This is a genomic window from Mucilaginibacter inviolabilis (assembly GCF_011089895.1).
GTDB classification, from domain to species: domain Bacteria; phylum Bacteroidota; class Bacteroidia; order Sphingobacteriales; family Sphingobacteriaceae; genus Mucilaginibacter; species Mucilaginibacter inviolabilis.
Genome location: NZ_JAANAT010000002.1, coordinates 1 through 25,943 on the forward strand (window position 1 = coordinate 1; position 25,943 = coordinate 25,943).

Annotated in this window: 18 protein-coding genes and 1 rRNA gene; 10 read left to right on the plus strand and 9 right to left on the minus strand. The window is 42.4% G+C overall.

Features of this window, described 5'->3' with window-relative positions; genetic code table 11:
• A 5S ribosomal RNA gene (rrf, locus tag G7092_RS16090) occupies window positions 1–112 on the plus strand.
• A gap of 104 nt (window positions 113–216) precedes the next feature.
• Window positions 217–1,023 (plus strand): energy transducer TonB, encoded by an 807-nt coding sequence (locus G7092_RS16095; protein WP_166091036.1) that lies wholly within the window; start codon window positions 217–219, stop codon window positions 1,021–1,023.
• Window positions 1,024–1,025: 2 nt separating this feature from the next.
• Here the strand turns inward: G7092_RS16095 and G7092_RS16100 are convergent, their stop codons facing one another.
• The 3 genes from G7092_RS16100 to G7092_RS16110 form a co-directional block, all read right to left on the minus strand.
• Complete coding sequence (locus G7092_RS16100) at window positions 1,026–1,331, minus strand: response regulator (RefSeq protein ID WP_166091037.1); 306 nt, start codon at window positions 1,329–1,331, stop codon at window positions 1,026–1,028.
• A gap of 116 nt (window positions 1,332–1,447) precedes the next feature.
• A complete protein-coding gene (locus G7092_RS16105; RefSeq protein WP_166091038.1) occupies window positions 1,448–2,164 on the minus strand; it encodes a pirin family protein in 717 nt (238 codons plus the stop codon).
• Window positions 2,165–2,328: 164 nt separating this feature from the next.
• On the minus strand, window positions 2,329–2,913 hold the full coding sequence (locus tag G7092_RS16110) for a Crp/Fnr family transcriptional regulator (RefSeq protein ID WP_166091039.1): 585 nt from the start codon (window positions 2,911–2,913) through the stop codon (window positions 2,329–2,331).
• Window positions 2,914–3,150: 237 nt separating this feature from the next.
• Between G7092_RS16110 and G7092_RS16115 the strand changes: the two genes are divergently transcribed.
• From G7092_RS16115 to susR, 6 genes are all read left to right on the plus strand, one after another.
• On the plus strand, window positions 3,151–4,323 hold the full coding sequence (locus G7092_RS16115; protein WP_235953881.1) for a glycoside hydrolase family 172 protein: 1,173 nt from the start codon (window positions 3,151–3,153) through the stop codon (window positions 4,321–4,323).
• Window positions 4,324–4,345: 22 nt separating this feature from the next.
• Entirely contained in the window at window positions 4,346–5,203 is an 858-nt protein-coding gene (locus tag G7092_RS16120) for a fumarylacetoacetate hydrolase family protein (RefSeq protein ID WP_166091040.1), read from the plus strand.
• Window positions 5,204–5,209: 6 nt separating this feature from the next.
• Window positions 5,210–6,424, plus strand: a complete 1,215-nt coding sequence (locus G7092_RS16125) for a DUF6786 family protein (protein WP_166091041.1) — start codon at window positions 5,210–5,212, stop codon at window positions 6,422–6,424.
• A gap of 40 nt (window positions 6,425–6,464) precedes the next feature.
• Window positions 6,465–7,742: an L-fucose:H+ symporter permease gene (gene fucP / locus G7092_RS16130; RefSeq protein ID WP_166091042.1), complete on the plus strand. Its 1,278-nt coding sequence runs from the start codon at window positions 6,465–6,467 to the stop codon at window positions 7,740–7,742.
• A 29-nt stretch (window positions 7,743–7,771) separates the two neighbouring features.
• On the plus strand, window positions 7,772–8,560 hold the full coding sequence (locus G7092_RS16135) for an SDR family oxidoreductase (RefSeq protein WP_166091043.1): 789 nt from the start codon (window positions 7,772–7,774) through the stop codon (window positions 8,558–8,560).
• A gap of 197 nt (window positions 8,561–8,757) precedes the next feature.
• Complete coding sequence (susR, locus tag G7092_RS16140) at window positions 8,758–10,362, plus strand: SusR family glycan utilization regulator (protein ID WP_235953882.1); 1,605 nt, start codon at window positions 8,758–8,760, stop codon at window positions 10,360–10,362.
• Between the two features lie 129 nt (window positions 10,363–10,491).
• Here the strand turns inward: susR and G7092_RS16145 are convergent, their stop codons facing one another.
• From G7092_RS16145 to G7092_RS16170, 6 genes are all read right to left on the minus strand, one after another.
• Entirely contained in the window at window positions 10,492–11,268 is a 777-nt protein-coding gene (locus G7092_RS16145) for a GLPGLI family protein (RefSeq protein WP_166091044.1), read from the minus strand.
• Window positions 11,269–11,273: 5 nt separating this feature from the next.
• On the minus strand, window positions 11,274–14,087 hold the full coding sequence (locus G7092_RS16150; RefSeq protein WP_166091045.1) for an outer membrane beta-barrel family protein: 2,814 nt from the start codon (window positions 14,085–14,087) through the stop codon (window positions 11,274–11,276).
• A gap of 363 nt (window positions 14,088–14,450) precedes the next feature.
• Window positions 14,451–15,671 carry an ABC transporter permease gene (locus G7092_RS16155; protein WP_166091046.1) on the minus strand — a complete coding sequence of 407 codons (1,221 nt, stop codon included), beginning with the start codon at window positions 15,669–15,671 and terminating at the stop codon, window positions 14,451–14,453.
• 9 nt (window positions 15,672–15,680) lie between these two features.
• Window positions 15,681–16,430: an ABC transporter ATP-binding protein gene (locus G7092_RS16160; RefSeq protein WP_202985337.1), complete on the minus strand. Its 750-nt coding sequence runs from the start codon at window positions 16,428–16,430 to the stop codon at window positions 15,681–15,683.
• Entirely contained in the window at window positions 16,427–17,713 is a 1,287-nt protein-coding gene (locus G7092_RS16165) for an efflux RND transporter periplasmic adaptor subunit (protein WP_166091047.1), read from the minus strand. Before G7092_RS16165 ends, G7092_RS16160 begins: the two co-directional genes overlap by 4 nt.
• A gap of 12 nt (window positions 17,714–17,725) precedes the next feature.
• Entirely contained in the window at window positions 17,726–19,072 is a 1,347-nt protein-coding gene (locus G7092_RS16170; protein WP_166091048.1) for a TolC family protein, read from the minus strand.
• A 338-nt stretch (window positions 19,073–19,410) separates the two neighbouring features.
• Here G7092_RS16170 and G7092_RS16175 point away from each other — a divergent pair, with 338 nt between their 5' ends.
• Window positions 19,411–21,996 (plus strand): Kelch repeat-containing protein, encoded by a 2,586-nt coding sequence (locus G7092_RS16175; protein ID WP_166091049.1) that lies wholly within the window; start codon window positions 19,411–19,413, stop codon window positions 21,994–21,996.
• A 764-nt stretch (window positions 21,997–22,760) separates the two neighbouring features.
• Complete coding sequence (locus tag G7092_RS16180) at window positions 22,761–25,931, plus strand: SusC/RagA family TonB-linked outer membrane protein (RefSeq protein WP_166091050.1); 3,171 nt, start codon at window positions 22,761–22,763, stop codon at window positions 25,929–25,931.
• Window positions 25,932–25,943: the final 12 nt, after the last annotated feature.

A 25,943-nucleotide genomic window follows, 5' to 3' on the forward strand; every position in this document is an offset into this window, starting at 1 on the left:
TCAGGTGCCTATATCGGCGGTGTCTACCTCTTCCCATTCCGAACAGAGAAGTCAAGCCCGCCAGAGCCGATGGTACTGCGGTAAAACGTGGGAGAGTAGGTCGGTGCCAAATCTTATCACCTTCATTGGTGTTTATTCTAAAGCCTCAGTTATTCAACTGAGGCTTTTTTGCGTTTGTAGCTTTTCTGAGTAAATATCTGTCGTATATTTATCTCAATGAAAAAGCCTTTACTTATCCTGCTCATCGCATGCTGTAGCTTATCCTTAAAAGCTCAAACAACAGACTCCGTTACTAATAAATTTAATAAAATACCCTGGGTGCGTTTTGATGTTTTCCCCAAATTTCCCGATGGTGATTTTGACGAGTATGTTAAACAGCATGTCACTTATCCAACAGGGCAGGAGCAAAACATAAACGGGAGGATTGCTATTGCATACAGTGTTGATGTTGGAGGCAAGGTAGTGAACGCACGGCTGCTAAATAATTTATCTCCTGCGGTAGATAAAGAAATTTTGCGGGTTTTTAATTCTTCTCCAAAATGGACTCCGGGAACTTACCGGGGAAATAAAGTTGAAGTGAATATTGGGGCAATTTTTATAGTTGATGTTAATGCAGCTAATAAAACAATAACCTTAACCAAACCAAAACCTGCTGCTCTATCCGCTGTCGACAGCGAGAATGCTGTGTATGCGGCCGTCGACACCCCTCCGGCACAGCCTGGTGGTATTAAGGAGTTTAATGATTATCTCAGCAAGAATGTCCATTATCCACAGAGCGCTATGGATCAAAAAATTGATGGAAAGGTTGTAGTAACTTTTGTAGTGGAGAAGGGCGGTTCGTTAAGCACTTTTAAAGTATGGAAATCGCCTTCGGATGATCTCAGTAATGAATCAATAAGAGTACTGAAGTTATATAAATATATCCCCGGTTCACAAAATAGAAAAGCTGTAAGGGTACAGCAGGCTGTAGCTATAAACTATGATCATGGACACCCTAATGATCACTCAGAAAAAAGGTATTAAAATTAATTAGTTCTCAATGCCTCATAAATCTCAGCACTCAACAACCCGCTACCGCCACCATAATGTTGTGCTATTTTAATCGCTGGCTTATTGGCCCTAAAGAAAGCACATAGGTCCTGTTCTGATTGCTCTTCGATACCACCACCAAGTAATACGAGGGCAAATTCCTGGGTTTTAAAAACACTCATAGCCTCCTGGTCAGTTATGCAACCTGTCGCATTCCATTCCGGATTGTTATTTACCAGGCGTATTACCGTTTGCAAAATTTCCGGATGTCTCCCGATCACTAATATTTGTGTTTGGCTCATTGTTTTAATTCTTATCAGCAGTGAAATGATTCGTTAGTAGCTTGTCCGGCACCCCTCCTTTTGCAAAAACAAAAAGGAAGGGGCGAACAAAGCTCTATCAATCATCATTCAAAAACTTAAAATACCATAGGAACATCTATCAATAAAAATTCAGCATCTGTAAGCGCGGTTATTTTAAACTGATCGGTATCCCAAATACCTAAGGCATCGCGGGTATTCAATACCTGTCCGTTTATTTCCACCTGGCCGCTCAATACAAAGGCATAAACGCCGTTGCCTTGTTTTTTGATAGTATATTCTGTATCGATACCTTTATCAAACTTGCCCAAATGAAACCAGGCATCTTGATGTATCCATACACCGGCATCATTCGGATCAGGAGATAATACCTGTTGTAGTTTGTTGTGCCTGTCGGTCAGGTTTAGGGTAAGCTGATCATACCGGGGCTCCACATTTCTTTTGTTAGGATATATCCAGATCTGTAAAAACTTTGCCTGGCTGGCCTTGTCATTATTGTATTCGCTATGATAAATACCTGTACCGGCACTCATGGCCTGTATATCGCCATTTTTAATCACCGCTACATTATTCATACTATCCTTATGTTCCAAATCTCCTTCTAAGGGTATGGAAATAATCTCCATATTATCATGCGGATGTTTGCCAAAGCCCATACCGGCATCCACCGTATCATCATTCAATACACGTAATGCGCCAAATTGCATCCGGTCGGGGTTGTAATAGTTGGCAAAACTAAATGATTGGTAACTGCTTAACCAACCATGGTTAGCGTGGCCGCGGGTTTCTGCTTTATGTAAAATGGTTTGTGCCATGATGTTTACCTTTTTGTTTGTATAACAAATTTAAGGCAACAATAATGATGCGCACTTAATGTACATTAAGAAAAATCAGGCATCAATTCCTCGAATTATTTTGGATTACACTAATGAATAAGCGCTAGTTATAAGAACCGTGGAATTCGTTCTTATTTGTGGTGTTAGTGTCTCTTTATCATTTCACTTCGCATCCGGCTAAAAAACTCGGGGGTAACACCAATGTACGATGCTATTTGTTTTTGCGGCAAATGATCTATCAATGTTGGATAACGCTTGCAGAAATTGTTGTAACGATCTTCGGCGGTTAGGCTCAATCCATCAATCAACCTTTGCTGACTGGCCACCAGAGAGTTTTCGACCAGTATCCTGAAAAAGTGCTCAAATTTGGGTATCTCCTGGTATAGTTTTTCCTGGTTGGTTTTTGATAATAACAATACTTCGGTATCTTCCAATGCTTCAATATTCAAAATACCGGGCTTTTGGGATAGCAGACTATACATATCAGCAATCCACCAATCGGGCGGGGCAAAACTTAGTACGTGTTCAATGCCTCCTTTATCAACTGTATAACCCCGCAAACAGCCCGAAGTAACAAAGGTTGAATACCTGCATATATCTCCATCGGTAAGTAAAAACTGTTTCCGTTTTATTTTTTTGGTTTGCAAATAGGCGATAAAAATTTCCTGTTCATCGGGTGTTAGATGAATGTGCTTGGCAAGATTATCCAGTATAAGCTGAAATGGCATACGCAAAAATGGATTTATTTTTTATAAAATGTAAATTAGCTTTCATTAATCAATGATTTAGCCCAATCCCATGCCAAAATAAAGGTATGTTATGCTGATAAGCCGCATTTATAAATTAAAAATTATTGATATGATTGTGAATACCTTGAGGTAGTATGCCCCTGGGTAATTTGCAAACAATGTAAACCGATATGCATTTCCAATTAGTGCATGCAGCAATTGTTAATAAATAGCCTTATGATGAAGAATTATGCTTTAGTAGTCTGGATGTTTGTTCTTGTTACATCATCTGCATTTGGTCAGGGGAAATTTAACGGCCTTGATGTAAACCTCGGAAACATTTATCGTTTGTCTGACGCCAAAACGCGATCGATCAGTCCGGAGAATTTTAACGGCGAAAAAGGTAAAGGCGGAATGGCCACCACCGGCACCGGCGCCAATGCTTCCCGCGAGTTGGGCCAAACCTGGAAAGTGAGCCCGAGCGTAATTATCAAAAAAGGAACTACCTATACCATTGCCGATATCGACGGCCCGGGAGCAATTCAGCATATCTGGATGACACCTACCGGCAACTGGCGCTATTCTATACTCCGCTTTTATTGGGACGGTGAAACCACCCCATCTGTAGAAGTACCCGTTGGCGATTTCTTCTGCATGGGTTGGGGTAAATATGCACCGCTGCAATCCTTGGCAGTGGCAGTTAACCCAGGTAGCGCTTTTAACTGCTACTGGCCTATGCCTTTCCGCAAAAAATGCCGCATCACCATGGAAAATATCGACGACCGCGATATGGTGCTTTATTACCAGGTAGATTATACGTTGACACAAGTCCCTGAAGATGCCGCTTATTTTCATGCGCAGTTTCGCAGGGTAAACCCATTGCCCTATAAAAAGGATTATGTTTTGGTAGATAGTATTCAAGGCAAAGGCCAATATGTAGGCACTTATCTGGCTTATGGCTCCAACAAAAATGGATGGTGGGGCGAAGGCGAGATCAAGTTTTTTATGGATGGCGATACCAAGTTCCCGACCATAAACGGCACCGGTACCGAAGATTATTTCTGCGGATCATATGATTTTGATACGCACCATAAAGATGCCAACGGCAAAGAAGAAGAGAAAACCGAATACACCGAATTTTGTAGCCCTTACAGCGGCCTGCACCAGGTGATCCGCGGCGACGGCCACTATAATATAGCTCAACGTTTTGGTCTGTATCGCTGGCACATTGCTGATCCGATAAGATTTGAGAAAAGTTTAAAAGTTACCATACAGGCCCTGGGCTGGCGGCAGGGTGGCCGATATATGCCTTTGCAGGATGATATCGCCTCTACCGTTTTCTGGTATCAAAGTGGGCCACATGGCCCTTTCCCTAAGTTTCCGTCGCGCGATGAATTAGAAGTTAATTAGTGTTATTGTATATATCTACCTCATGAAATTATATAAAATAGCTAAAGGCATCTTACTGGAACATAACAATTCTGCTTATATTATTGATGATGAGTGGGACAGCCTCATTAATCGCGATGATCTGGCGGGATATCTTAAACTGATATCTGCTGATACCACTCCTATCAGTGCCGAAGTAAAGGACGAGTACTTAAATGGCAAAATATTACCACCTATTGGCAGTCAGGAAGTTTGGGCGGCCGGTGTTACCTATTTAAAAAGCAGGGATGCGCGGATGGAGGAATCTGAAAGCTCTGGCGGGGCTAGTTTGTATGATAAAGTATATGATGCGCCACGCCCCGAGCTGTTTTTTAAAGCGATAGCACAACGGGTTTCCGGAACCGGTGCCGAGGTTTATATCCGTAAAGACTCAGAGTGGAACGTTCCCGAACCGGAGCTTACCTTATTTATCAATTCCAAAGGAAACATACAGGGTTATACCATTGGTAACGATATGAGCTCGCGCAGTATTGAGGGTGAAAACGCTCTGTATTTGCCGCAGGCAAAAATATATGAAAAGAGCGCCGCGCTTGGCCCTTGTTTGCTGGTTGCAGCAGAACCGATAGCTGCGGAATCAAGTATTAAAATGCTTATTAAACGTAATGGAGAAATAGCCTATCAGGATGCCACCACTATATCGCGAATGAAACGTTCATTAACCGAATTAGTGGGTTACCTATATAGCGAGTGTGATTTTCCCGTGGGCGCATTTTTAATGACAGGTACCTGCCTGGTGCCTCCACCCACTTTTACCCTGCAGCCGGGTGACGTGGTTGAAATCACCATTGACGGCATTGGTACGCTGGTGAATACCATGGCATTAAATCCAAAACATAAATAATAAGGTATGAAAAGGACAAAGATTTTGCTTGCCGCTTTCCTGCTTTCCGGTTTATATGCCTGCGATACCAAAGTTGCTTCACCACAAAAAGGCACTTTTGGTTACGACCTGCAGTTTTTGAAAGCTAAGGATAGCGTTGTTGTTTTAAAGAGCGATGATGGAAAAGGACAGGTTATCATTTCACCAAAATACCAGGCTAAAATATTTACCTCCACTGCGAATGGTTTAAATGGCAAAAGTTTTGGCTGGATAAAATATGAAACTTTTGATGCCAAACAACCAGATGCCCACATGAATGCCTATGGTGGTGAAGACCGCCTATGGCTTGGCCCCGAAGGTGGCCGGTTCTCCCTGTTTTTTAAACCGGGAACCAAAATGGAGTTCGATAACTGGCATACCCCACCGGCTATTAATAACGAAAGCTGGGACCTGGTTTCATCAAGCGGTAAAAAGGCTAGCCTGACAAAAAATACCAGCATACAAAATTATGCGGGGACAACATTATCCATCAAACTACAACGCGATGTTGAAATATTAGAGCCCGCGGCTATCAAACAACTATTAGAAATTGATGATTTGGATAGCTCCGTGAAATCTGTAGGTTTTACTACGACAAACACCCTTATCAACAGCGGCACTAACACCTGGGATAAAATAGCGGGAGCGCCTTGTTTATGGAGTTTGGATATGTTTACCCCTTCGCCCAAAACGGTAATTATTGTGCCTTATAAACAGGATGCTATAGGTAAGGTTGCCACTACCAATTATTTTGGTGAGATACCCAAAGACAGGATAGCATACAACAACGGAACCTTGTTATTTAAGGCCGATGGCAAATCGCGTGGTAAACTGGGTATCCCGCCAAACAGGGCCAAAAACAGGTTAGGCAGTTACGATGAAGCTAATCATGTTTTAACAATAGTACTTTTTGACCTGGATGATAAAGGCGATTATTTAAACCAGGAATGGAAACCGGATACTGCACCCTTTACAGGTGATGCGGTTAACGCCTATAACGACGGACCGTTGGCCAATGGCAGCCAGATGGGGCCATTTTATGAACTGGAAAGTGTATCGCCGGCAGCATTTTTAAAACCAGGCGAAAAGCTATCGCACAAGCATAGTGTATTTCATTTTATGGGCGATATCAACGCACTGGATAAGATAGCATTGAAAACACTTGGCTATTCGCTTCGTGATAAAAACACAGCATTTAAATAAACACTCAAAACCTAATTATTAAACCCATTACAACCACCCGATGACCAAGAACAACAATCTGTTTGCCGTAGCCCTAATCACCTCCCTGTTTTTTATATGGGGCTTTGCGCTAAATCTAAACCCTATCCTTATTCCGCATTTAAAGAAGGCCTGCCAGTTGAGCGACCTCCAATCCTCGTTGGTTGATTCGGCTTCCTACATCGCTTATTTCCTGTTACCTATACCAGCCGCGCAGTTTATGAAACGCTATGGCTATAAAGGCGGTATATTATTAGGATTGATCTTGTTTTCGGCGGGGGCATTTTTATTTTACCCGGCTTCTATAGTTCGTAACTATGCGTTTTTCCTGGGGGCGTTATTCATCATATTTTCAGGAGCTGCCTTTTTAGAGACGGCCGCAAACCCCTATATCACCGCATTGGGTGATCCCGAAGGTGCTACACAACGCATCAATTTTGCACAATCATTTAATGGTTTGGCAGCGGTTCTGGCTCCGTTGGTTGGTGGCTTGGTTATTCTATCGGGCAAAACTTTAACAGCAGCGCAGGAAAAAGCGATGTCACCAGCGCAGTTAAATGATTATCTGAACAAAGAGGCATCATCGGTACAAACACCTTTTATCATCATAGGTGTGGGTGTACTCATTGTAGCTTTACTTTTATACCGTACACATTTACCCCAGATAGTTGAAGAAGGTGAAGGTATGGAGCATCATGAAAGCCTGTCGCTTTTTCAAAGGATGAGTTCCCTGTTTAAAGAAAAGAATTTGCGGTTTGGGGTAATTGCACAGTTCTTTTATGTAGGCGCACAAGCCTGCGTGGGTAGTTTCTTCATCCGTTTTTCTGAGCGCGTAGCCGGGATGGACGAAAAATCTGCGGCCTATTATTTAACAGCAGGGATGTTCGCGTTTTTAGCGGGAAGGGCCATTGGAACATTTTTAATGACATTTATTAATCCGGTAAAACTACTGGCCATTTTTGGTATTACCAATGTAATACTGATTGCGGGTTCTGTTTTTCTGCATGGTAAATTCCCGGTATTTGCACTGATTGGTGTTGAGTTTTTTATGTCGATCATGTTTCCTACCATTTTCTCCTTAAGTATCCGGGGGTTGGGTGCCAAGACAAAGGAAGGCTCCTCATTGGTAATCATGGCTATTGTAGGTGGAGCGGTTTTTCCACCCATCATGGGGCGTTTGTCCGACTTGACTAACATACAAATCGCTTACCTGGTACCGGCGGCCTGCTTTTTGTTTGTGTTTTATTTTGCGGTAAAAAATCTGAAAGTAAAAGAGGTGAAACTGTCCGTTTCTCATTGATCGATATCGAATAATTATAATATATAAAGATGAATTTAGAGCTCACAGATAAGGTAATTATAGTAACCGGTGGTGCAAAAGGCATTGGCGAAGGGATTGTAAAAGTATTGGCCAGCGAAGGCGCTATACCGGTCATAGTAGGCAGGGTAGAGGCAGATAACCTGAAAGCGGTACAGGCAGTAGAGGCGGCTGGCGGCAAAGCATTCCAGGTAGTAGCCGAACTAACAGACCCGGCTGCAAGTGAAAAAGCTATTAAGGCAGTGGTTGCCCAGTTTGGCCGTATTGATGGCCTGGTGAATAATGCAGGTGTGAATGATGGCGTAGGATTGGAGAGCGGCGATTATGAAGGCTTTATGGCATCTTTGCATAAAAACGTGGTGCATTATTACCTGATGGCCCATCATGCCTTACCCGAACTAAAAAAATCAAAGGGAGCTATATTAAATATCACCTCCAAAACGGCAGATACTGGTCAGGGCCATACCTCTGGCTATGCGGCATCAAACGGTGGCCGCAATGCGTTAACCCGTGAGTGGGCCGTTGAATTATTAAAATACGGCATTAGGGTTAACGCTATTGTAGTAGCCGAATGCTGGACACCTCTTTACGCCAACTGGATAAAAACACTACCTGATCCGGATGGTAAATTGCGCGAAATTGAAGCCAAGATACCATTGGGTAACCGCATGACCACCGCCGAAGAGATTGCGAGTACCACGGCGTTTTTATTATCTCCACGCTCCAGCCATACCACCGGGCAGCTTATTTATGTAGATGGCGGTTACGTGCATTTGGATAGGGCACTGGCCAACGCCTGATAGCCTAAGGCAGCTGCGGAATTTCAGTAATAGAAACCCTTTGATCTTTGGAAACGAGTTGTACCAACTCCGGAGATCAAAGGGTTTTATGTTGACTTATTTTTATAATTTTAAGATATAAACTATTTGCATGGTTTATACTTATTAACCAATAAGAACCTGAAATATCCTCGACTATTAACTGCTGCCTTATCGATATGAAGCGAAGTGTACCTGTTATCCTGTTTTTATTATTAACCGGTTCATACGTAATGGGCCAGGGCAATGACAGCCTTTTAACGCTGCTAAATAATACCCTTGGGAAAAAGAAAGCGTTTGATGAGGCCAAACAAGCAAGAATAGTCAACCTTCAGAAAGAGCTTCGTACTGCAGGTAATACCAGTCTGGTATTGAAATACGATATATGTCTGAAACTGTATAATGAATACAAATCATTTAATTATAACGAGGCCTTCAACTATGCTCAAAAGCTGCAGCAGACAGGCCATTTGTTGAACGATCCCACCAAAATAGCTTACAGTCGGATTAAACTGGGGTTTATACTGTTATCATCAGGTATGTTTAAGGAAACTTTTGACTCCTTAAAAACGGTAAATGCTCAGCTTTTGGATACCGCAGCCCGGCGGGAATACTACTTTTTAACCGCCCGCACTTACTATGACCTGGCCGATTTTGATAAGGATAATTATTATACACCTATTTACAATAGTCGCGCCGAAAACTATATAGATTCAGCTACACGGCTAAGCGCCATCAATTCATTCGATTATATTTATTATAAGGGGTTAAAATCTCTTAAAAGAGGACACATTGATACTGCTGTAGCCAATTTGAAGCTATTGATGGATCAGCATCGGCTAACCGATCATCAGTTTGCTGTTACCGCTTCAACGCTAAGTGATATATACATCCGCAAAAACCAGCCGGGGGCAGCTATAAATTTGCTGGTACAAGCTGCCATGGCTGATGTAAAATCATCAACCAAAGAGGCCGCCGCCATGACCAACCTGGCCCAGTTGCTGCATCAGCAGGGAGATGTGAAAAATGCCTATACCTTTATTAAAGCTGCCAGGGATGATGCGGATTATTATGGGGCCCGTCAGCGTAAAATACAGGTAAATGCTATTTTGCCAGTTATAGCGGGCGAGCGGATAAGTTATGTAGAGCAACAGCGTAAGGTTTTGTTCCTGTACGCTTTGCTGTTAACCGTATTGGCTATTGTTATTGTGGTATTTGCTGTTATCATTTACAAACAGCTGCAAAAATTAAAACAGGCAGATAAAGTGATACAGGATACTAACCATAGCTTACAGGAAAGCATTAAAAAATTGAATGAAGCTAACCGGATAAAAGAAGAATATATCGGCTACTTTTTTAACCTGATAGCAGAGTACATTAATAAACTGGATAAGTTTAAACGATCTGTTGATAATAAGTTAGTTACTAAACGTTTTGATGATATCCATAAGCTGGTAAGCAATATCGATCTGGCTAAAGAACGGGAAGAGCTGTTCATTAATTTTGATAAAGCTTTTCTGAAGCTGTTTCCCAATTTTATTATAGAATATAATGCCCTTTTTGGTAAGGAAAACCATGTTAAACTTTTACCCAAACAGTTGCTCAATACCGATCTGCGTATTTTTGCCCTGATACGGTTGGGTATTACGGATACAGAAAAAATAGCCCATATACTGGAATACTCTGTCAATACCATCTATAATTACAGGGCCCGTATCAAAGGAAAATCCAACATTCCTAATGAGGAATTTGAACATAAGATTATGGCCATTAAAGCAGTATAATTGGGTGTCAGTGTATCAATAGCAATAAACTATTCCATTAAAAAAGCCATACATAAATAACGTATGGCTTTGTTTGTTTACTACAATTGGCAGTAAACTTATTGGTATAATGTTCAGGTTGGTTGCATATTATAGCATAAATGCTTTAAGGTACGGTTTTGCGTATTCGCCCCAATTTTTCATTACAGAGGTTAGCGTGGCATACAGCGATTTGTTAGTAACTGGTTTGCCCTTTTTGGGCGGAGCCAAAGCCTTGTCTTCAATTGGCATATCGGTTACTTTGGTGGCAAACCAGGTCATGTTTTCATGAGGAAGGGCTACTCCTAATATCATCCCCGGCAAACCATTAAATAATTCAGGGCCGCCCGATACAGGGATCTCATCGGTATAAAAGGCCACTACATAAATAGAATCGAGCACCAGGGCATTGGCACGGCGGCAGGTATAGCCTGCAATTTCACGGGTTTCGCTGGTAATTTTCCAGTTTATTTTACGGGTGCTGTCTTTTACCAGGAAGGTTTCCTCAAATACCTTTTTCTGGTTGGTAACCATACTGGCAGACAGATCGGTAAAAACGGTATTTACCTGGCCGGCCATTGGGCTATCGCTAAAAAAGCCTCCGGTAACGGTTTCCGGTTCAATAGGTGTAAACAGGGTTTTGTTGTTACTAAAGTTCAGGGTGCTTTTTAACACCTTAAATTGCTTTTGTGTTTTTTTATAGGAATCAAAAGCAGGGCGCAGGAAGCTTTCATTGTCTTTATTGATCTCTTTTTCAAAAAGTGCATACATGTTGATGGTTTTCTCAAACGTAATGCTGCCATTTTCGGTAAAGTGTTTGTTTTGGGCAAACAGGGTATTGCTGGCAAGCGCAAACAATATAGTGATGGTTAATATGATGTATTTCATGGTGATTATTTTTTAGGTGTGCCGCCGCCCATGTGATTAAAATCCCAAACCAGCGAAAGCATAAAGTATCTTTTTATAGAGGTGTACCGCTCCTGAGTAAGCAGATTGGCCGATCCTGTACGGTTATAACCAACGTTCTGGTTCAGGAGATCGTTCCCGGAAATAGATAGTTTAAGGCTTTCATCTTTCATAAATGCTTTGGTGATGTTGGCATTTAAGGTAGTTCTCCTAAAATCCTGGCTAAAGGATTGTGTTGCGGCGTTATACTGATAATTAGCATCGGTACCTATCTGGAACTTGGCAGGCAGGTAAAGATTAAAGCCGCCGTAAGCATTAAACCCACGCCCGTTGTTATTGATCTGTGGCTGTAAGGTTGAGGAGTTTACGGTATAAGTTGGCCCTGCACCGGTCCAGAAATCATATTTCTTCTGCTTGTATTTTGATAATCTGAAACTGGCCGAATAGGTGTATGATTTGGTTTCGTTCAGTTTAGTGTTGCTGAGGTTAAAATAATTGCTGCCGTTCATATTTAAACCAACGCCTGCGTTAACATCAAGCTTGGGTATCTTTTGATCGAAGTAGGCATTAAAATACAAGTTGGAGGTTTGGTGCCCTTTCAGGTTTGATGATTGGTACGTGCTTGCGCCGGTTGCATCATCGGTAGTTACATTGCTTACAATAGGGTTAATAGTGCGCGAATAAGAACCGTTTAACCAGATAGATTGCCCACTAATAACCTTATACGAGTTATAACTGGCGCTGATACGATTAGTGAATGACGGTTTAAGATCAGGATTACCCAGTGTAATATTTAACGGATCGGTATTTACCCTAACCGGCTGTATCTGGTCAATAGTAGGTTGGCTGGTGTTACCATTATAATTTATCCGAAACGATTGCTGTTGCGAAAACTTATACTGGAAACTAGCTTGTGGGTACCAGTTCACAAAGTTACGGGTAAGGGTGTTGTTGGTAAATTCATCTATCTGTTTAAAGTTTACGGTAGAAACTTTAGAGCCAAAGTTGATGATGGTTTTTTTCTTTTTATAGTTAAATATGGCCCCAAACTGATTTGATAGCTGATTAAGTTTAAAATTATTACTCAGGTTATTATCCAGTATGGTATACTCGCCAGAGGCGTCTTTATCAAACGATCGCCTGTCTGACCGCCCGTTGTTAATGTTGATGCCATAGTTTACAACCAGCGCAAGCGCTTTGGTAAAGGGCTCGGAGTAAGTAATATTGGTGTTGAGAATAGAGCTTTCACTCAACCCGGTTTTATACTGATCTATTTTCTGTGTACTATCTATAGCGCCCTGCTTGCCAAAAAAGTCTGTTTCTGATTTTAAAAACCCGTTTGTTTTATTTTGATTATAAGCCTCGGTGATGTTTACAGAAAAACTGCGACCTACCTTTTTAAATTTTTTGTTATAAAATACACTGGCGTTAAATATTTTTTGATCGCCGTTATTGGTAACACCCCTGGTGTTCTTATTGAGCAAGGTATCATTACGGAGGCTTGTAGTGCTGTAATCGTTATTGGTGATGGTGCTTTTGGTTGTACCATCAACAGCTATTTTAAGATTGGATGAGGTATCAATCTTTAGCTGATAGGTAGCATCCAGTTTTTGCCTGAAAATGTGATCGTGAAAGTTTTGGTCGCTATTGCTGTTTAAAATAATTCCTGATTGATTGTTAGCCCCCGGCAAGTTATTTTGAGTTTGCGTATTACGGGTACCATCAACATTTAAAGAACCTATTTTAAAATTGGTATTGATTGATTCTTTGTCGCTGTTCCATTTGGTATCATAATGCACCCCGCCTGAACGGGCCAAAGGGATACCCTGACCGTTATACTGGCCGCTGAACGAATCCAGACCATCATCACCACCGCCACCATAAAAATAGATGTCACCACCATCACCAAACTCCAGCCCGCCGGAGCCACCGTATTTTGAATTATCTTCCCAACCCAAACCTGTTTTACCAGTATTGCCGATAGTTCCATAAATCGAAAACTTTTGTTTGCCTTTAAACCGGTTAAACATCAACTGTTCCTGATAGTATTTATCGGTACCTCCCTCTGCGTCTATCTTCCCGAAATAGCCATTCTTTTTATCCTCCTTCAGTTTGATATTCAGAGTTTTGTTTTTTACGCCATCATCAATACCGGTAAATGTAGCCTGATCGCTCTTTTTATCGTACAGCTGTACTTTATCAACCATATCGGCACGCAGGTTTTTGGTAACCAGTGTTGGGTCATCCCCAAAAAACTCTTCACCATCAACCAATACTTTGTTTACGGTTTGCCCCTGGGCAGTAATCTTTCCGTCCTTATCTACCTGTATGCCTGGCAACTCTTTGAGCAGGTCCTCCACCTTGGCATTGGGCTGCACGGTAAATGCGGCGGCGTTAAATTCGGTAGTATCGCCTTTTATTTTAACGGCGGCTACTTTGGCCTTTACTATTACTTCGGCAAGCAGCTGGGTTTTCAAGATCATTTTAATACGACCGAAATCATGTGTGGTATGTGCCGAATCCAGGGTAAAGCGATCCACATAATCGGCGTAGCCGGGGTAGGTTACCAGCAATATCAGTTTGCCTTTTTTGAGATTATTTATTTCAAAGCTGCCATCTTTTACTCTTGTGAATTTTTGGAGGATAGAGTCTTTGGCATTTAATACGCTAACCGTAGCATTGGTTAGTTTGGAACTGGAAGCCGTATCGGCAACTGAACCTTTAATTGAATAGGTATTTTGCGCGAATACAGAAACCGTACTTAAACAAAGTATTATTAGGGCAGGTATTGTGATTTTCATAAGGTTCTTTATGAAAACCAAGGTATAACTAAAACTTTAGTATTCAAAAGAATTTAACAAATTAACCTGTGGATTTAACATTTATTAACACTTATTAACTATAGGTTACTGATTGCTGATGATATTTAAATTGAAGATTTTACTCTTAGCATAGCGCTTGCAGTGCTCTTGGGAATCTCGTGCAGAAGCCTGGAGTGGGTTTACATGTAAACCCGGTATATAGTGGCGAAATTCAAATAAGTTATTGATTGTCAATTAAATATCTTGATATTAAGCATGAAAAGTGTAAACCATGTAAACCCACTTTTGAACACTTTACCCAACCTATACTGATTAATTACTTATGATATTAAAAGCAAAAATTTACTCGTACCGAAGAGCTTCAATAGGATCAAGACGGGATGCCTTCTGTGCCGGATAGTATCCGAAGAAAATACCGGTAACCGCGCAAACAATAAAAGATAATACCACCGATGATTCGGAAACAATAGTTGGCCACGATAGGGTAAGGGTAACCACATTGGACGATACGATACCCAAAATAACACCGATGATACCTCCGGTAATACTGATCAGGATGGCTTCCATTAAAAACTGTAGCATGATATCCTTTCCACGGGCACCAATGGCCATGCGTAAACCGATTTCGCGTGTACGTTCGGTAACCGAAACATACATGATATTCATGATGCCTATACCCCCAATTACTAATGATATACCGGCTATTACCGTTAGCAAAACGGTAAGTAAGCCGCTGGTTGAGCTCAGGGTATTTATTAATTCGGCCTGGGTACGCACGGTGAAATCATTGTCTTCGTTATCACGCAGGCGGTGTGAGGTGCGTAAGATAGAAGTCATTTCGGTTGTAGCTGCGTCTGTTACTGCCTCGCTGGCGGCTGAAGCGTAAATATTTTGATAATAAATGGTGGCCAGTATCCTTTTTTGTACCGTAGTATAGGGTGCAATCAAGATATCATCCTGATCCTGACCGAAAGCGTTTTGACCTTTAGGGTTAAGTATCCCAATCACCTGGAAGGGAATCTTGTTAAAGCGGATCACCTTACCTATCGGGTTTTCGCCATTCGGAAAAAGGTTGTCAATAACGGTTTGCCCAATGAGGCATACTTTGGCAGAGGTAAGCACATCCTGTTGTGTAAAGGCAATGCCATCCTTTAAGGTTAACATGCGGATGTCCAGATAATCCGGACTTACACCCTGCATGGATGTTGGCCAGTTTAAGGCCCCGTTAATAGCCTGGCCTTTTGCCGTTAGCGAAGGCGATATCTCGGTAATATATTGTGCCTCTCTTTTCAGGGCTACGATATCTTTATCAGTAAGGGTTTGGAAGCTGGAACCGGCTATACGCACCCCTCCATTAAGATTACTACTGGGTAATACGGTGATCATGTTGGAGCCCATGCTTGATAACTGATCATGGATACTTTGTTTTGACCCCTGACCAATAGCTACCATCGCGATAACCGCGGCCACCCCAATAATAATACCCAGCATAGTTAAAAATGCCCGCAGTTTGTTACGCTGCAATGCCTTAAAAGCTATCCGTATAAGGTTTAATATATTCATGGTTGCTGGTTAATAATCATCAGTTACCGGGAGGTTGGCTAATACTTCTTTTGCCGACCGGGGTTCTTTGTTTTCAGTATCCTTCTGAATTTTACCGTCGCGCAGCTGTATGGTACGGCTGCTGAAGGATGCGATATCCGGCTCATGGGTAACAAATACAATAGTTTTGCCTTGTTGCCCGTTCAGATCCTGCATCAGGGACATGATTTCATATGATGTCCGGCTATCCAAATTTCCGGTCGCCTCATCAGCCAGGATCATCACGGGTTCGTTAACCAATGCCCTTGCAATAGCAACCCGCTGTTGTTGCCCGCCTGATAGCTGACTGGGGGTATGATCAAACCTACCACCCAATTTTACGGCTTCCAATGCCTGTATAGCTCTGTCCCGGCGTTCACTTACGCTGATACTTTTATTATAGAGTAGTGGCAGCTCTACATTTTCCAAAGCCGAGGTGCGCGGCAATAAATTATAAGCCTGAAAAACAAAGCCTATTTTGTGATTGCGTAACTGCGCCAGTTCATCACGCGATAGCTTTTTTACATCCACACCATCCAGTAAATAATCGCCGATGGATGGTTTATCCAAACAGCCTAAAATATTAAGCAAAGTTGTTTTGCCCGATCCGCTGCTACCCATTATAGTAACAAATTCGCCGGCCTGCACGGTAAAGGAGATGCCTTTGAGTGCACGTACAATTTCGCTGCCCATCTGAAACTCCCGTTTCAGTTCGCGTATCTCTAATATGGTTTTGCTCATCGTCCTTTTCCGCCCCCTCCGCGTCGTTGTGGCATAAACGGACTGGCTGCTGCTTTGGTTGCCGCTGGAGTGCCGCTGGTGCCACCGGTAATGCCGGTAACAACAGCATCGTCGGCGGTTAAGCCGCCCAAAACTTCAACTTGTGTATTGTCATTTAAGCCGGTCTGTATTTTTTTTCTGCTTAATTTTTTACCATCCAATATCCAAACAAACGCGGTTTGTTTGGTAATGCCGATGCTATCTTTACGACTTTTACCGGTATGCGCAGCTTGTGCATTATCGTCGGTAACACCGGTTGTTGCAGCTTTTTTTCTGGAGCCTTTGTGCCCAACCTTGCCCACAATTTCATAATCCTTCATTAATGAGGAGTCGGGGGTGAAACTTAAAGCTTTGGCTGGTATCAGCATGGCATTATTAACCTCTTTGGTATAGATGATGATATTAGCGGTCATGCCTGGCTTTAGTTTCATATCATCATTGGGCGCGTTAATAATGGTAGTATAAGTAACCACGTTTGAGGATACCGAAGGATGCAGCCGGATATCTTCAACCGTACCTGCAAACTGGTCGTTAATAAACGCATCAACGGTAAAAGAGGCCCGTTCGCCTGCTTTTACATCGCCGATATCGGCCTCGTCTACATTGGCCTCTACTTCCATTTTGGTAATATCTTTGGCTATTACAAACAAGGTAGGCGTACTAAAACTGGCGGCAACGGTTTGCCCTATGCTGATGTTACGGTTAAGCACAACTCCATCAATAGGGGAGTATATATCGGCATAAGCCAGATTTTGTTTGGCCAATCGTACTTGTGCCGCTGAACTGACTACCGAGGCCTGGGCAGCGTGAAGGGTATTAACCGCGCTATCATAATCGGCCTTGCTTATGGCATCTGTTTTATAAAGAAGGTCCTGCCGGTTAAAGTTGTTTTTGGCATAAACCAACTGACTTTGTGAATTTTGGAGGTTACCCTGAACCTGATCAAGCGTGGCCTGCAGCAATGATTTATCCAGCTCGGCTATCAGTTGGCCTTTTTTAACTTTTGAATTAAAATCGGCATATAAAAATTTAATAATACCCGATACTTGTGTACCCACAGTAACCGTATCAACAGGTTCAATTTTACCCGTAGCCGTAACACTTTGCGCAATATATCCTTTGGTTGGTTTTTGCGTGGTAAGCACCACCGGAGGTGTAGGTTTCCTGATAAAGAAAAACCAGATGAGCACCAGCACTATCAGTATAGCTACTATGATGATGATATTTTTATAACTTTTCTTCATGATATCAGGTGGTTATAATTTAATAGGTACCCCTCTGTAAAAATCATAGATCTTTAAGGTTAATAATGTATTGTATTTGGCTTGTATAAAAGCCTGCTGGGCTTGTACGTACAGGTTTTTCTGTAATAAGAAATCGACCGTATTAGCCACACCCACTTTCAGTTGCTCACTGGCAATGCGGTAGCTCTCTTTGCTGTATTTATACTGCTCATTTGCCGCGTCATACTGACTGCGTGCGTTCTCTACATTGATGTATGCCCGTTCAACTGTTTGTGATAGCGTAATGCGGGTGTTTGACAGATCAAGCTGTGCTTGTTTTACGTTTATTTTGGCTTCCTCTACCTGGGTTTTTACTACCCGTTTGGTAAAAATGGGTACAGCCAGGGTAAGCCCCAATTGCTGGGTAAAATTGTTATTGAGCTGATAGCCAAAGGAGGTACCCTGTCCGTTAGCGTAGCCCGAATTGAGCGAAGCGCCGCCTGTTAACGTTGGCTTATAACCGGCGCGGGCCTTATCCACATCATACTGGGCTATTTTAACCCCCAATTCTCCATTTTTAACTTCGGGACGGTTTTGCAGGGCGGTTTGCTCCGCATCGCGGAAAGCGGCTACACTGTCTATCGGCGCTATCACGGTATCGGGCTTGGTAATATCAAAGCGTGAATCGCTGGGTAAAAGCAGTAATTGCTTCAGGGTGATGAGGTCGCCGCGCTCGGCATTTTGCGAATTCACCAGTGTATACTGATCCGATGCCTGCTGAGCCTGCAGCTGGATGAGATCTTTACGGGCCACACTGCCCACATTGTATCTTTTTTGTTCCAGCGCTACCTGCGCTTTGGTGGTATTGAGCAGATCGGTGTTGTATATAATATTTTCCTTATCCAATAGTATGGCCAGGTATGCCTGGGTTATTTGCAGGGTAATATCGTTTTCCTGCTGTATAATGCTGAGGTTAGCAGATTGTACCGACAGGTTTTTTTGCTGGATATTGTTGTTGATATAATTGCCATTATATATGGTGACGTTTGAACTTAAACCATAAGATCCTGCCAGGTTATAACCAGAGTGCCGGCCATTATCGCCATTGCTGAAGTTGTTGCCGTGTGTTACGGTTTGTGAGGCCGAGCCTGAAAGATCGGGCAAGCGGGCAGCCTTTGCCAACAGATATTCCTGCTGACTGGTCTGTTGCGAAAGCCGGAGGGTATTGATCTGGATATTATTCTTTTTGGCATAATCAATACATTTTGCCAGATCCCAGTTTATAGTAGTACCAACTAGTGTACTATCCTGTGCATAAAGGCTAAAACACCCTGATACGAGCAGGACTAAAAGGAGGATATGTTTTTTTAATAACAGCATAGCGTAAGGTTATGCAGGCTAACGCCTTGTGTATCTTAGTATTGATAGTGTTAATATACAGAACGTTGAAAATGTTTGATGCAATGCATCAATAAGCCGCCAATCTTTGTAATAATTGTATTACCGATATTCATAGTGAATTATATTTCCTGTAACGAAAGTTATTCAAATGTTAAGGAGCCGGTAAAGAAGAGCGCAGTTTAATGCCTCTTCCTATTTATAAAAAAGGTGAGCATCACCATAAGCTTAGGCTGTCTGTTACTTAAAAAAAGTATATTTTAGCATTGTTATTTAAGCTGGCCACCCAGGCTGGTTTTTTTGTAAACGGATTCCCTGCGATGATAAAAAAAGATAAAGATTTAATACTTCATTTAAAGGTATATAAGATCATATTGCTTTTTATTTTAGTGGTACCCGCCTTAAAAAGCCAGGCACAGGGATTAATGTTCAATTCCAACGATGCCCTGATGAGCGAGCGTACGGCTTATACCGTATTCAGTTCGGATGCACCCACCTTTCATGATCATTTACGGATGAATTTTGATCTGTCATTATGGGATAATGAGCATCTGGGCTATGTTTTCAACATCATTGATAGCCACAAAAACTCTTATAGCTTAACTTATATTTATAATATCAATGGCTCGCCAGCTTTAAATTTTAACATCGACAGTAAAAGTAACAAGATCAAGATACCGCTTCATTTATCGCAATTGAATAAACGGATCTGGATAAACGTTAAAGTTGATATTGACCTCAAAGCCAATGCGGTTACCTTTTATGTAAATGGTCAGGTATACAAGGCTGTAGATTTCGGCTTTGATGACCAGATAACACCAATCATCACTTTTGGCAAAAATCCGCATTACTCCGATGTGCCCAAAATGGCTGTTAAGAATTTAACCATAAGCAACGATAGTAAAACTTACACCTTTCCGCTGAATGAATGGTCTGGAAATGATGTTCACGACAATTCAGGTGAGATCGTTGGCCATGTTGATAACCCGGTTTGGCTTATTAATAGTTCTTACTTTTGGGAAAAAAGAACCACTTTTAACTTTCACGAAGTAGCTGGCGCCAATTTTAATCTCCAGGATCAATCGCTGCTTATTTTTAAAAGTGATTCCCTGATCCGTTATGATATGAAGAGCGGAAGGATATCGGCCCAGGCTTTTCAGAATAAAGTACCGGTACCTTTATTCCTGGGCAAAAGTATCATCAATACCCGGGAAAATAAGCTGTATGCATACGAGGTACTCCGGGCTCCTAAGCCTGGTCCATGCGTGGCTTCCTTGGATTTGGCTACATTGAAGTGGGAGGTTGTTGGGAACGCTAATATTAAAGAACAAAGGCACCACCACAATATTTTTTATGATAAGGATCAGCATGATCTTTATCTATTTGGTGGTTATGGTTCGTTTGCCTACCACAACGACTTTTTTAAACTCAATAAGCAAACAGACAATTGGGACAAGGCAATATTTACCGGCGACAGGATTACCCCGCGCTTTTTTTCGGCCAGCAGCCAGGCCAATGGAAATAACGAGGTGTATATATTCGGTGGCTACGGTAACCAGTCGGGAAACCAAATTGTGGGCGGACGGCATTTTTATGACCTGTACCAGGTTAACCTGAATAGCCATACCATCAAAAAATGCTGGGAAATAAAACCCAATGAAGAGGATTTTGTGCCCACCAACAATCTCATCATTTCTAAAGACGGCCAGTATTTTTATGCCCTATGCTACCCGCATGAACGACCAAAAACTCAATTACGCTTGTATAAATTCTCCATCAAAGATGGCTCGTACCAGGTAGTGAGCGGAACTATCCCGGTTACGTCTGAAAGGATTGAGAGCGATATTAACCTGTTTTTTAACCCTGTGCAGGATGAGTTTTTTTGCGTTATACAGGAGTTCACCGATCCCAACCGATCAACCATACGTATCCTGGCGTTGGAATTTCCGCCGGTGAGCCAGCAGGAATATGAACAATCCCAAAAAGCCATTGCTCCGCCGCGTCCGGTTTTTAGATATGTAATATTGGGTGGAGTGGCTATCCTGATAATTGGTATGGCATTCCTGATCATCAAAAAACGGCGAATAGGAAAGTCCACTCAAGAACCCCTTGCAGAGGAAGATAGCAGTATTGCCGTTATCAATAAAAAGAATGACGAAAAGCGCGCCAATGCTATCTACCTGCTGGGTGAATTTACCGTTTACGATAAGAACAGCCGGGATATCACTTACCTGTTCAGCCCTAAAATAAAACAGTTGTTCATTCTCCTGTTGCTTAACAGCAGGAATGCGACGGGTGTGGTATCCAAAAAAATATCTACCGTTTTATGGCCCGATAAGGATGTAGCCAAAACAAAGAACATTAAGGGGGTTACGATTAACCACCTGCGCAATATTATTGCTGATATAGAGGGTATTGAACTTACATTTTTGAACGATACCTATTGTTTTAAGCTGCACGATAACCTTTTTTGCGACTACTTTACAGTAACTGCCTCCCTGGAACAAATGAATGGCTCAGAAAAACCAGCTGAAGTAACTATCCTCCAATACTTTGATCTGATTGCCCGCGGAGGCCTGCTGCAATACATCCCAGAAACCTGGCTGGATGATATTAAGCTCGGCTACGAAGAAACGCTGATGCCTGTGATATTACCCGAGGTGAAAAAGGTATACGAAAGCGGCGATTTCCGCAAGACGCTGGATATTACCCGGGTGGTTCTAAATATCGACCCTTTTAATGATACCGCTTTGAAATACAAGCTCAAGGCCCTCCGCCGTATCAAGGGCATTGAATATGCCCGCAAGGTATATGAGGAATTTACCACTGAGTACGAAAAATCATTAGGTATCAGTTACCAGGTACCGTTTGAAAAAATCTGTTCCAACAAATCGGAGTTGCGGTAAATAAATTGCGATAGGGGCCCTCCATAATTTAACATTTCGTGTTCTGAAAACTTTTTAAACCTTAAATTTTAACACTTTTCTGCTCAAAAAAGGGCTAAAAGCGTCCAAAAATTAGCTCAAAATCATCGATTTTAACACTTTTTAACAAATTTTAACTTGATTTTGAGCAGTTTTTTAAACTTTAAAAAGTATTAATTTGTTGATTGTCAAATAGCTATGTTTAAAATGGTCGATTTTTGACCTTGTTTTCCTCTTAACAAAACAGCCCGGTTCTCTTATAGAAAGAGAACCGGGCTGTTTTGTTATATAAAGATACGGAAAATTTGTGAATTAATCACCATGTCATTGCGAGCGAAGCGTGGACAATCAACCGCAGGGAGCTCATTAATACCTTAAGAAACAATTAACAATATTAATAATCTCTTCGCTGCATTTGAACGCGAGGAGATTGCTTCGTCGTTCCTTCTCGCAATGACATAACGGAGTTGACTTAAAAAGCGAGGTGTCCTGTCTCATGGTTAGGCCGTCCTGCGGGATCCTGGAACAAGTTAAGGATGACTTGTAGCGTTAACCCACTTAATTCGCTATGGTTAATGAAATTTTAGCGGAGTTAACCCGTTTATTAACCCATCTTTTAATACCACCGGATATATAATTGTTGCGCCAAATGAGTGCGTAATGCCAATGTAAGGGTTTAACCAGCCTGTTTATTCCAAACACTCAGTTAGGCAAAATATTATAAACCATTTTAATCAATTTAATTTATGAAGGAAATTTTTACCTATTATGGTGGGTGCCATGGTATCCATTATCCGGCAAAATTTAAAGGGGTGGTACGGCAGGGTATCATGGCCTTTTTGTTTTTGCTTGTATGCACTGTGGCTATGGCCCAAACCAACCGCACCGGTACGGTTGTGGACGAAACCGGGCAAGGGCTGCCCGGTGTAAGCGTAAAGATTAAAGGGACAACCATTGGCACGGTAACTAGTGTTGATGGCAAGTTTACCCTCAGCGCTTCAAACGACCAAACCCTGGTATTTACGTTTGTGGGTTACGCTTCGCAGGAGGTTGCTGTTGGCAGCCAAACCAGCATCAAAGTAGCCATGGTATCCAATGCCACCAATGTGAACGAAGTGGTGGTGGTGGGCTATGGTACGCAGAAAAAAGCTACCGTTACCGGGTCTATCGCATCGGTCACTAACAAAGAGATCGTAACTACCAAAAACGAGAACGTGCTGAACATGCTTACCGGTAAAGTGGCCGGTTTACGCATCGTACAAAACTCGGCCGAACCGGGATCGTTTGATAATGCCTTCGATATCCGTGGTTTTGGTAATCCGCTGGTGGTTATTGACGGTATCCCCCGTGATAACATTACCCGTTTAGATCCGAATGATATTGAAAGCATATCGGTACTAAAAGATGCTTCTGCGGCCATTTATGGTGTGCGCGCGGCAAACGGTGTGGTGATTGTGACCACGAAAAAAGGAAAGAAAGGTTCTGTAGAATTGAATTACTCGGGCACTTATGGCTGGCAAATACCATCGTACATGCCAAAACCAGTGGGCGCTTTGGATTACATGACCCTGGTTAACGAGCAATTGCTGCACAACGTAAACGGCGGCCAGGTAAAATATACCGATGCCGACTTTGCCGCTTATCGTAATGGTACCAAAACCAGTACCGATTGGTACAGTCCGGTTTTTGCCAACAGCGCACCTCAGCAGCAGCATAACCTGAATGCCATAGGTGGTACCGACAATAGCAGCTATTTTGTGAGTATGGGTATTACCGATCAGGATGGTTTTTTCAGGAGCGGCGATTTGAATTATAAAAAATACAACCTGCGCTCAAACCTCACCACTAAGGTCAATAAAAACCTGACCATTGATGTAAACCTGAGCGGAACCCTGGAGCAAAAGAATCAGCCTTACCAGGATGCCGCCTGGATTATCCGTTCATTCTGGCGCCAGATACCTACACAAAGCATTTATGCCAACAATAACCCGGCGTACCTGGCCAATGGCGAGGTTGACGGATCAAACCCGGTTGCCATGGCCGATGCCAATATTGATGGTTATAAACAAATCAACAATAAGTGGCTGCAATCGTCAGTTTCAGCTACCTACAATGTACCGTTTGTACAGGGACTGAGCGCTAAAGGTTTGTATAACTACGACTATTACATGTCGAGCAATAAACTATACCAAAGGTCATATAACCAATATACTTATGATGCCAACTCTCAAACGTATAGTGCTATAGCCAATCAAACGCCAGGCTCATTAACCAGGCAGTTTTACGAAAAGCCCACCAGTTTAATGCAGTTATCATTAAACTATAACCGGGCATTAAAAGGCGGGCACAATATAACCGCATTGGCGCTTTATGAAGAGAGTGAGAAAAAAGGCGATAATTTTAACGCGCAGCGCCAGTTATCGTTACCGATTGATCAGTTAAGCGCGGGTAATGCCCTGAATCAAACCGCTACGGTCGACGGCGGTTGGCCTTATGATATTGTAACCAAATCATTTGTGGGTAGGGTAAATTATGATTTTAAGGGAAAATATCTGGCCGAGTTCAGTTTCAGGGACGATGCCAGCTCCCAAAACTCTCCGCTTAAAAGATGGGGCTTTTTTCCTGGTGCATCCGTAGGATGGCGGGTATCACAGGAGGATTTTTGGAAAAAGTCAAAGGCGCTGTCGTTTATTGATGATCTGAAGTTCCGTTTGTCATATGCCAAACTGGGTGATGATGCCGGTTTAAATGCTTACCAGTACCTGAGCGGTTATAACTATCCGGCAAATGGTAATAATAATCAAACGCCCCCAGGATCGGTATTTGACGGTACTTTTGTAAACGGCGCGCAAAGCCGTGGTATCCCTAACCCCAACATTTTTTGGTTTGTAGCCAAAACCTACAATGCCGGTATCGACCTGCAGGCATGGAACGGTTTATTGGGCTTAACGGTTGATGCTTTCCGGCGCGACAGAAGCGGCTTGTTAGATACCCGTGCCGATAATTTACCAGGCGTAGTGGGCGCAGGTTTGCCACAGGAAAACCTGAACAGCGATCGTGCCCAGGGTTTTGATATCGAGATAAACCACCGTTACCATATTGGCAGCTTTAATTATTTTGTAAAAGGAACCTTTGGCTATACCCGTACCATGTGGATTAGCAAAGTACATTCGGAGTATGGTAACTCTCAACTTGCCTGGCATAATGACAATGATAACCGCTACAGCAATATTTTCTGGGGCTATGGTTCAAACGGACAATTCCAAAATTACCAGCAGATCCTGAACAGTCCGCAGTTTGTATCACGCAACGCGGTGGTAGGTGATTATATTCTGCAGGACTGGAACGGCGACGGCGTGATCAATGATCAGGACGTACATCCTATAGCTCAAAACGTAAGTAACAATAACTACAGCGTGCCATCAACCACATTTGGTTTAACGCTGGGCGGTTCATATAAAGGCTTTGACATCAGCACCGTATGGCAGGGCGCCGCGGGTATCAATGTTTCTTATATCGAACAGCTTAATATTCCGCTTTGGGGTGGAGGTAGCGCCCTGTCTATGTTCATGGACAGATATCATCCAACCGATCCCAAAGCCGATCCTTATGATCCTAACACCGTATGGACACCGGGCACTTTTGCACTTACCGGTACCACAGCCGATGTAAACTCGCTGTCTAACATCCACAGTGCGGCTTATGTAAGGCTAAAATCGGCCGAGCTGGGCTACAGCATTACACCGGCAGTGGCCAAAAGGCTGGGTATCAAGGGCGCAAGAATATTTGTAAATGGGTACAACGTTTTAACCATCACCAGTTTAAAATATCTTGATCCGGAACACCCATCGGCTACTTATGGCTATTTATACCCGTTAGATAAAATATTCTCCGTTGGTGTAAATGTTAAATTATAATCAATCCATACA

Coding starts and splice junctions, on each gene's coding strand:
- G7092_RS16095 (WP_166091036.1), top strand. CDS start 217: ATGAAAAAGCCTTTACTTATCCTGCTCATCGCATGCTGTAGCTTATCC.
- G7092_RS16100 (WP_166091037.1), bottom strand. CDS start 1,331: ATGAGCCAAACACAAATATTAGTGATCGGGAGACATCCGGAAATTTTG.
- G7092_RS16105 (WP_166091038.1), bottom strand. CDS start 2,164: ATGGCACAAACCATTTTACATAAAGCAGAAACCCGCGGCCACGCTAAC.
- G7092_RS16110 (WP_166091039.1), bottom strand. CDS start 2,913: ATGCCATTTCAGCTTATACTGGATAATCTTGCCAAGCACATTCATCTA.
- G7092_RS16115 (WP_235953881.1), top strand. CDS start 3,151: ATGATGAAGAATTATGCTTTAGTAGTCTGGATGTTTGTTCTTGTTACA.
- G7092_RS16120 (WP_166091040.1), top strand. CDS start 4,346: ATGAAATTATATAAAATAGCTAAAGGCATCTTACTGGAACATAACAAT.
- G7092_RS16125 (WP_166091041.1), top strand. CDS start 5,210: ATGAAAAGGACAAAGATTTTGCTTGCCGCTTTCCTGCTTTCCGGTTTA.
- fucP (WP_166091042.1), top strand. CDS start 6,465: ATGACCAAGAACAACAATCTGTTTGCCGTAGCCCTAATCACCTCCCTG.
- G7092_RS16135 (WP_166091043.1), top strand. CDS start 7,772: ATGAATTTAGAGCTCACAGATAAGGTAATTATAGTAACCGGTGGTGCA.
- susR (WP_235953882.1), top strand. CDS start 8,758: ATGAAGCGAAGTGTACCTGTTATCCTGTTTTTATTATTAACCGGTTCA.
- G7092_RS16145 (WP_166091044.1), bottom strand. CDS start 11,268: ATGAAATACATCATATTAACCATCACTATATTGTTTGCGCTTGCCAGC.
- G7092_RS16150 (WP_166091045.1), bottom strand. CDS start 14,087: ATGAAAATCACAATACCTGCCCTAATAATACTTTGTTTAAGTACGGTT.
- G7092_RS16155 (WP_166091046.1), bottom strand. CDS start 15,671: ATGAATATATTAAACCTTATACGGATAGCTTTTAAGGCATTGCAGCGT.
- G7092_RS16160 (WP_202985337.1), bottom strand. CDS start 16,430: ATGAGCAAAACCATATTAGAGATACGCGAACTGAAACGGGAGTTTCAG.
- G7092_RS16165 (WP_166091047.1), bottom strand. CDS start 17,713: ATGAAGAAAAGTTATAAAAATATCATCATCATAGTAGCTATACTGATA.
- G7092_RS16170 (WP_166091048.1), bottom strand. CDS start 19,072: ATGCTGTTATTAAAAAAACATATCCTCCTTTTAGTCCTGCTCGTATCA.
- G7092_RS16175 (WP_166091049.1), top strand. CDS start 19,411: ATGATAAAAAAAGATAAAGATTTAATACTTCATTTAAAGGTATATAAG.
- G7092_RS16180 (WP_166091050.1), top strand. CDS start 22,761: ATGAAGGAAATTTTTACCTATTATGGTGGGTGCCATGGTATCCATTAT.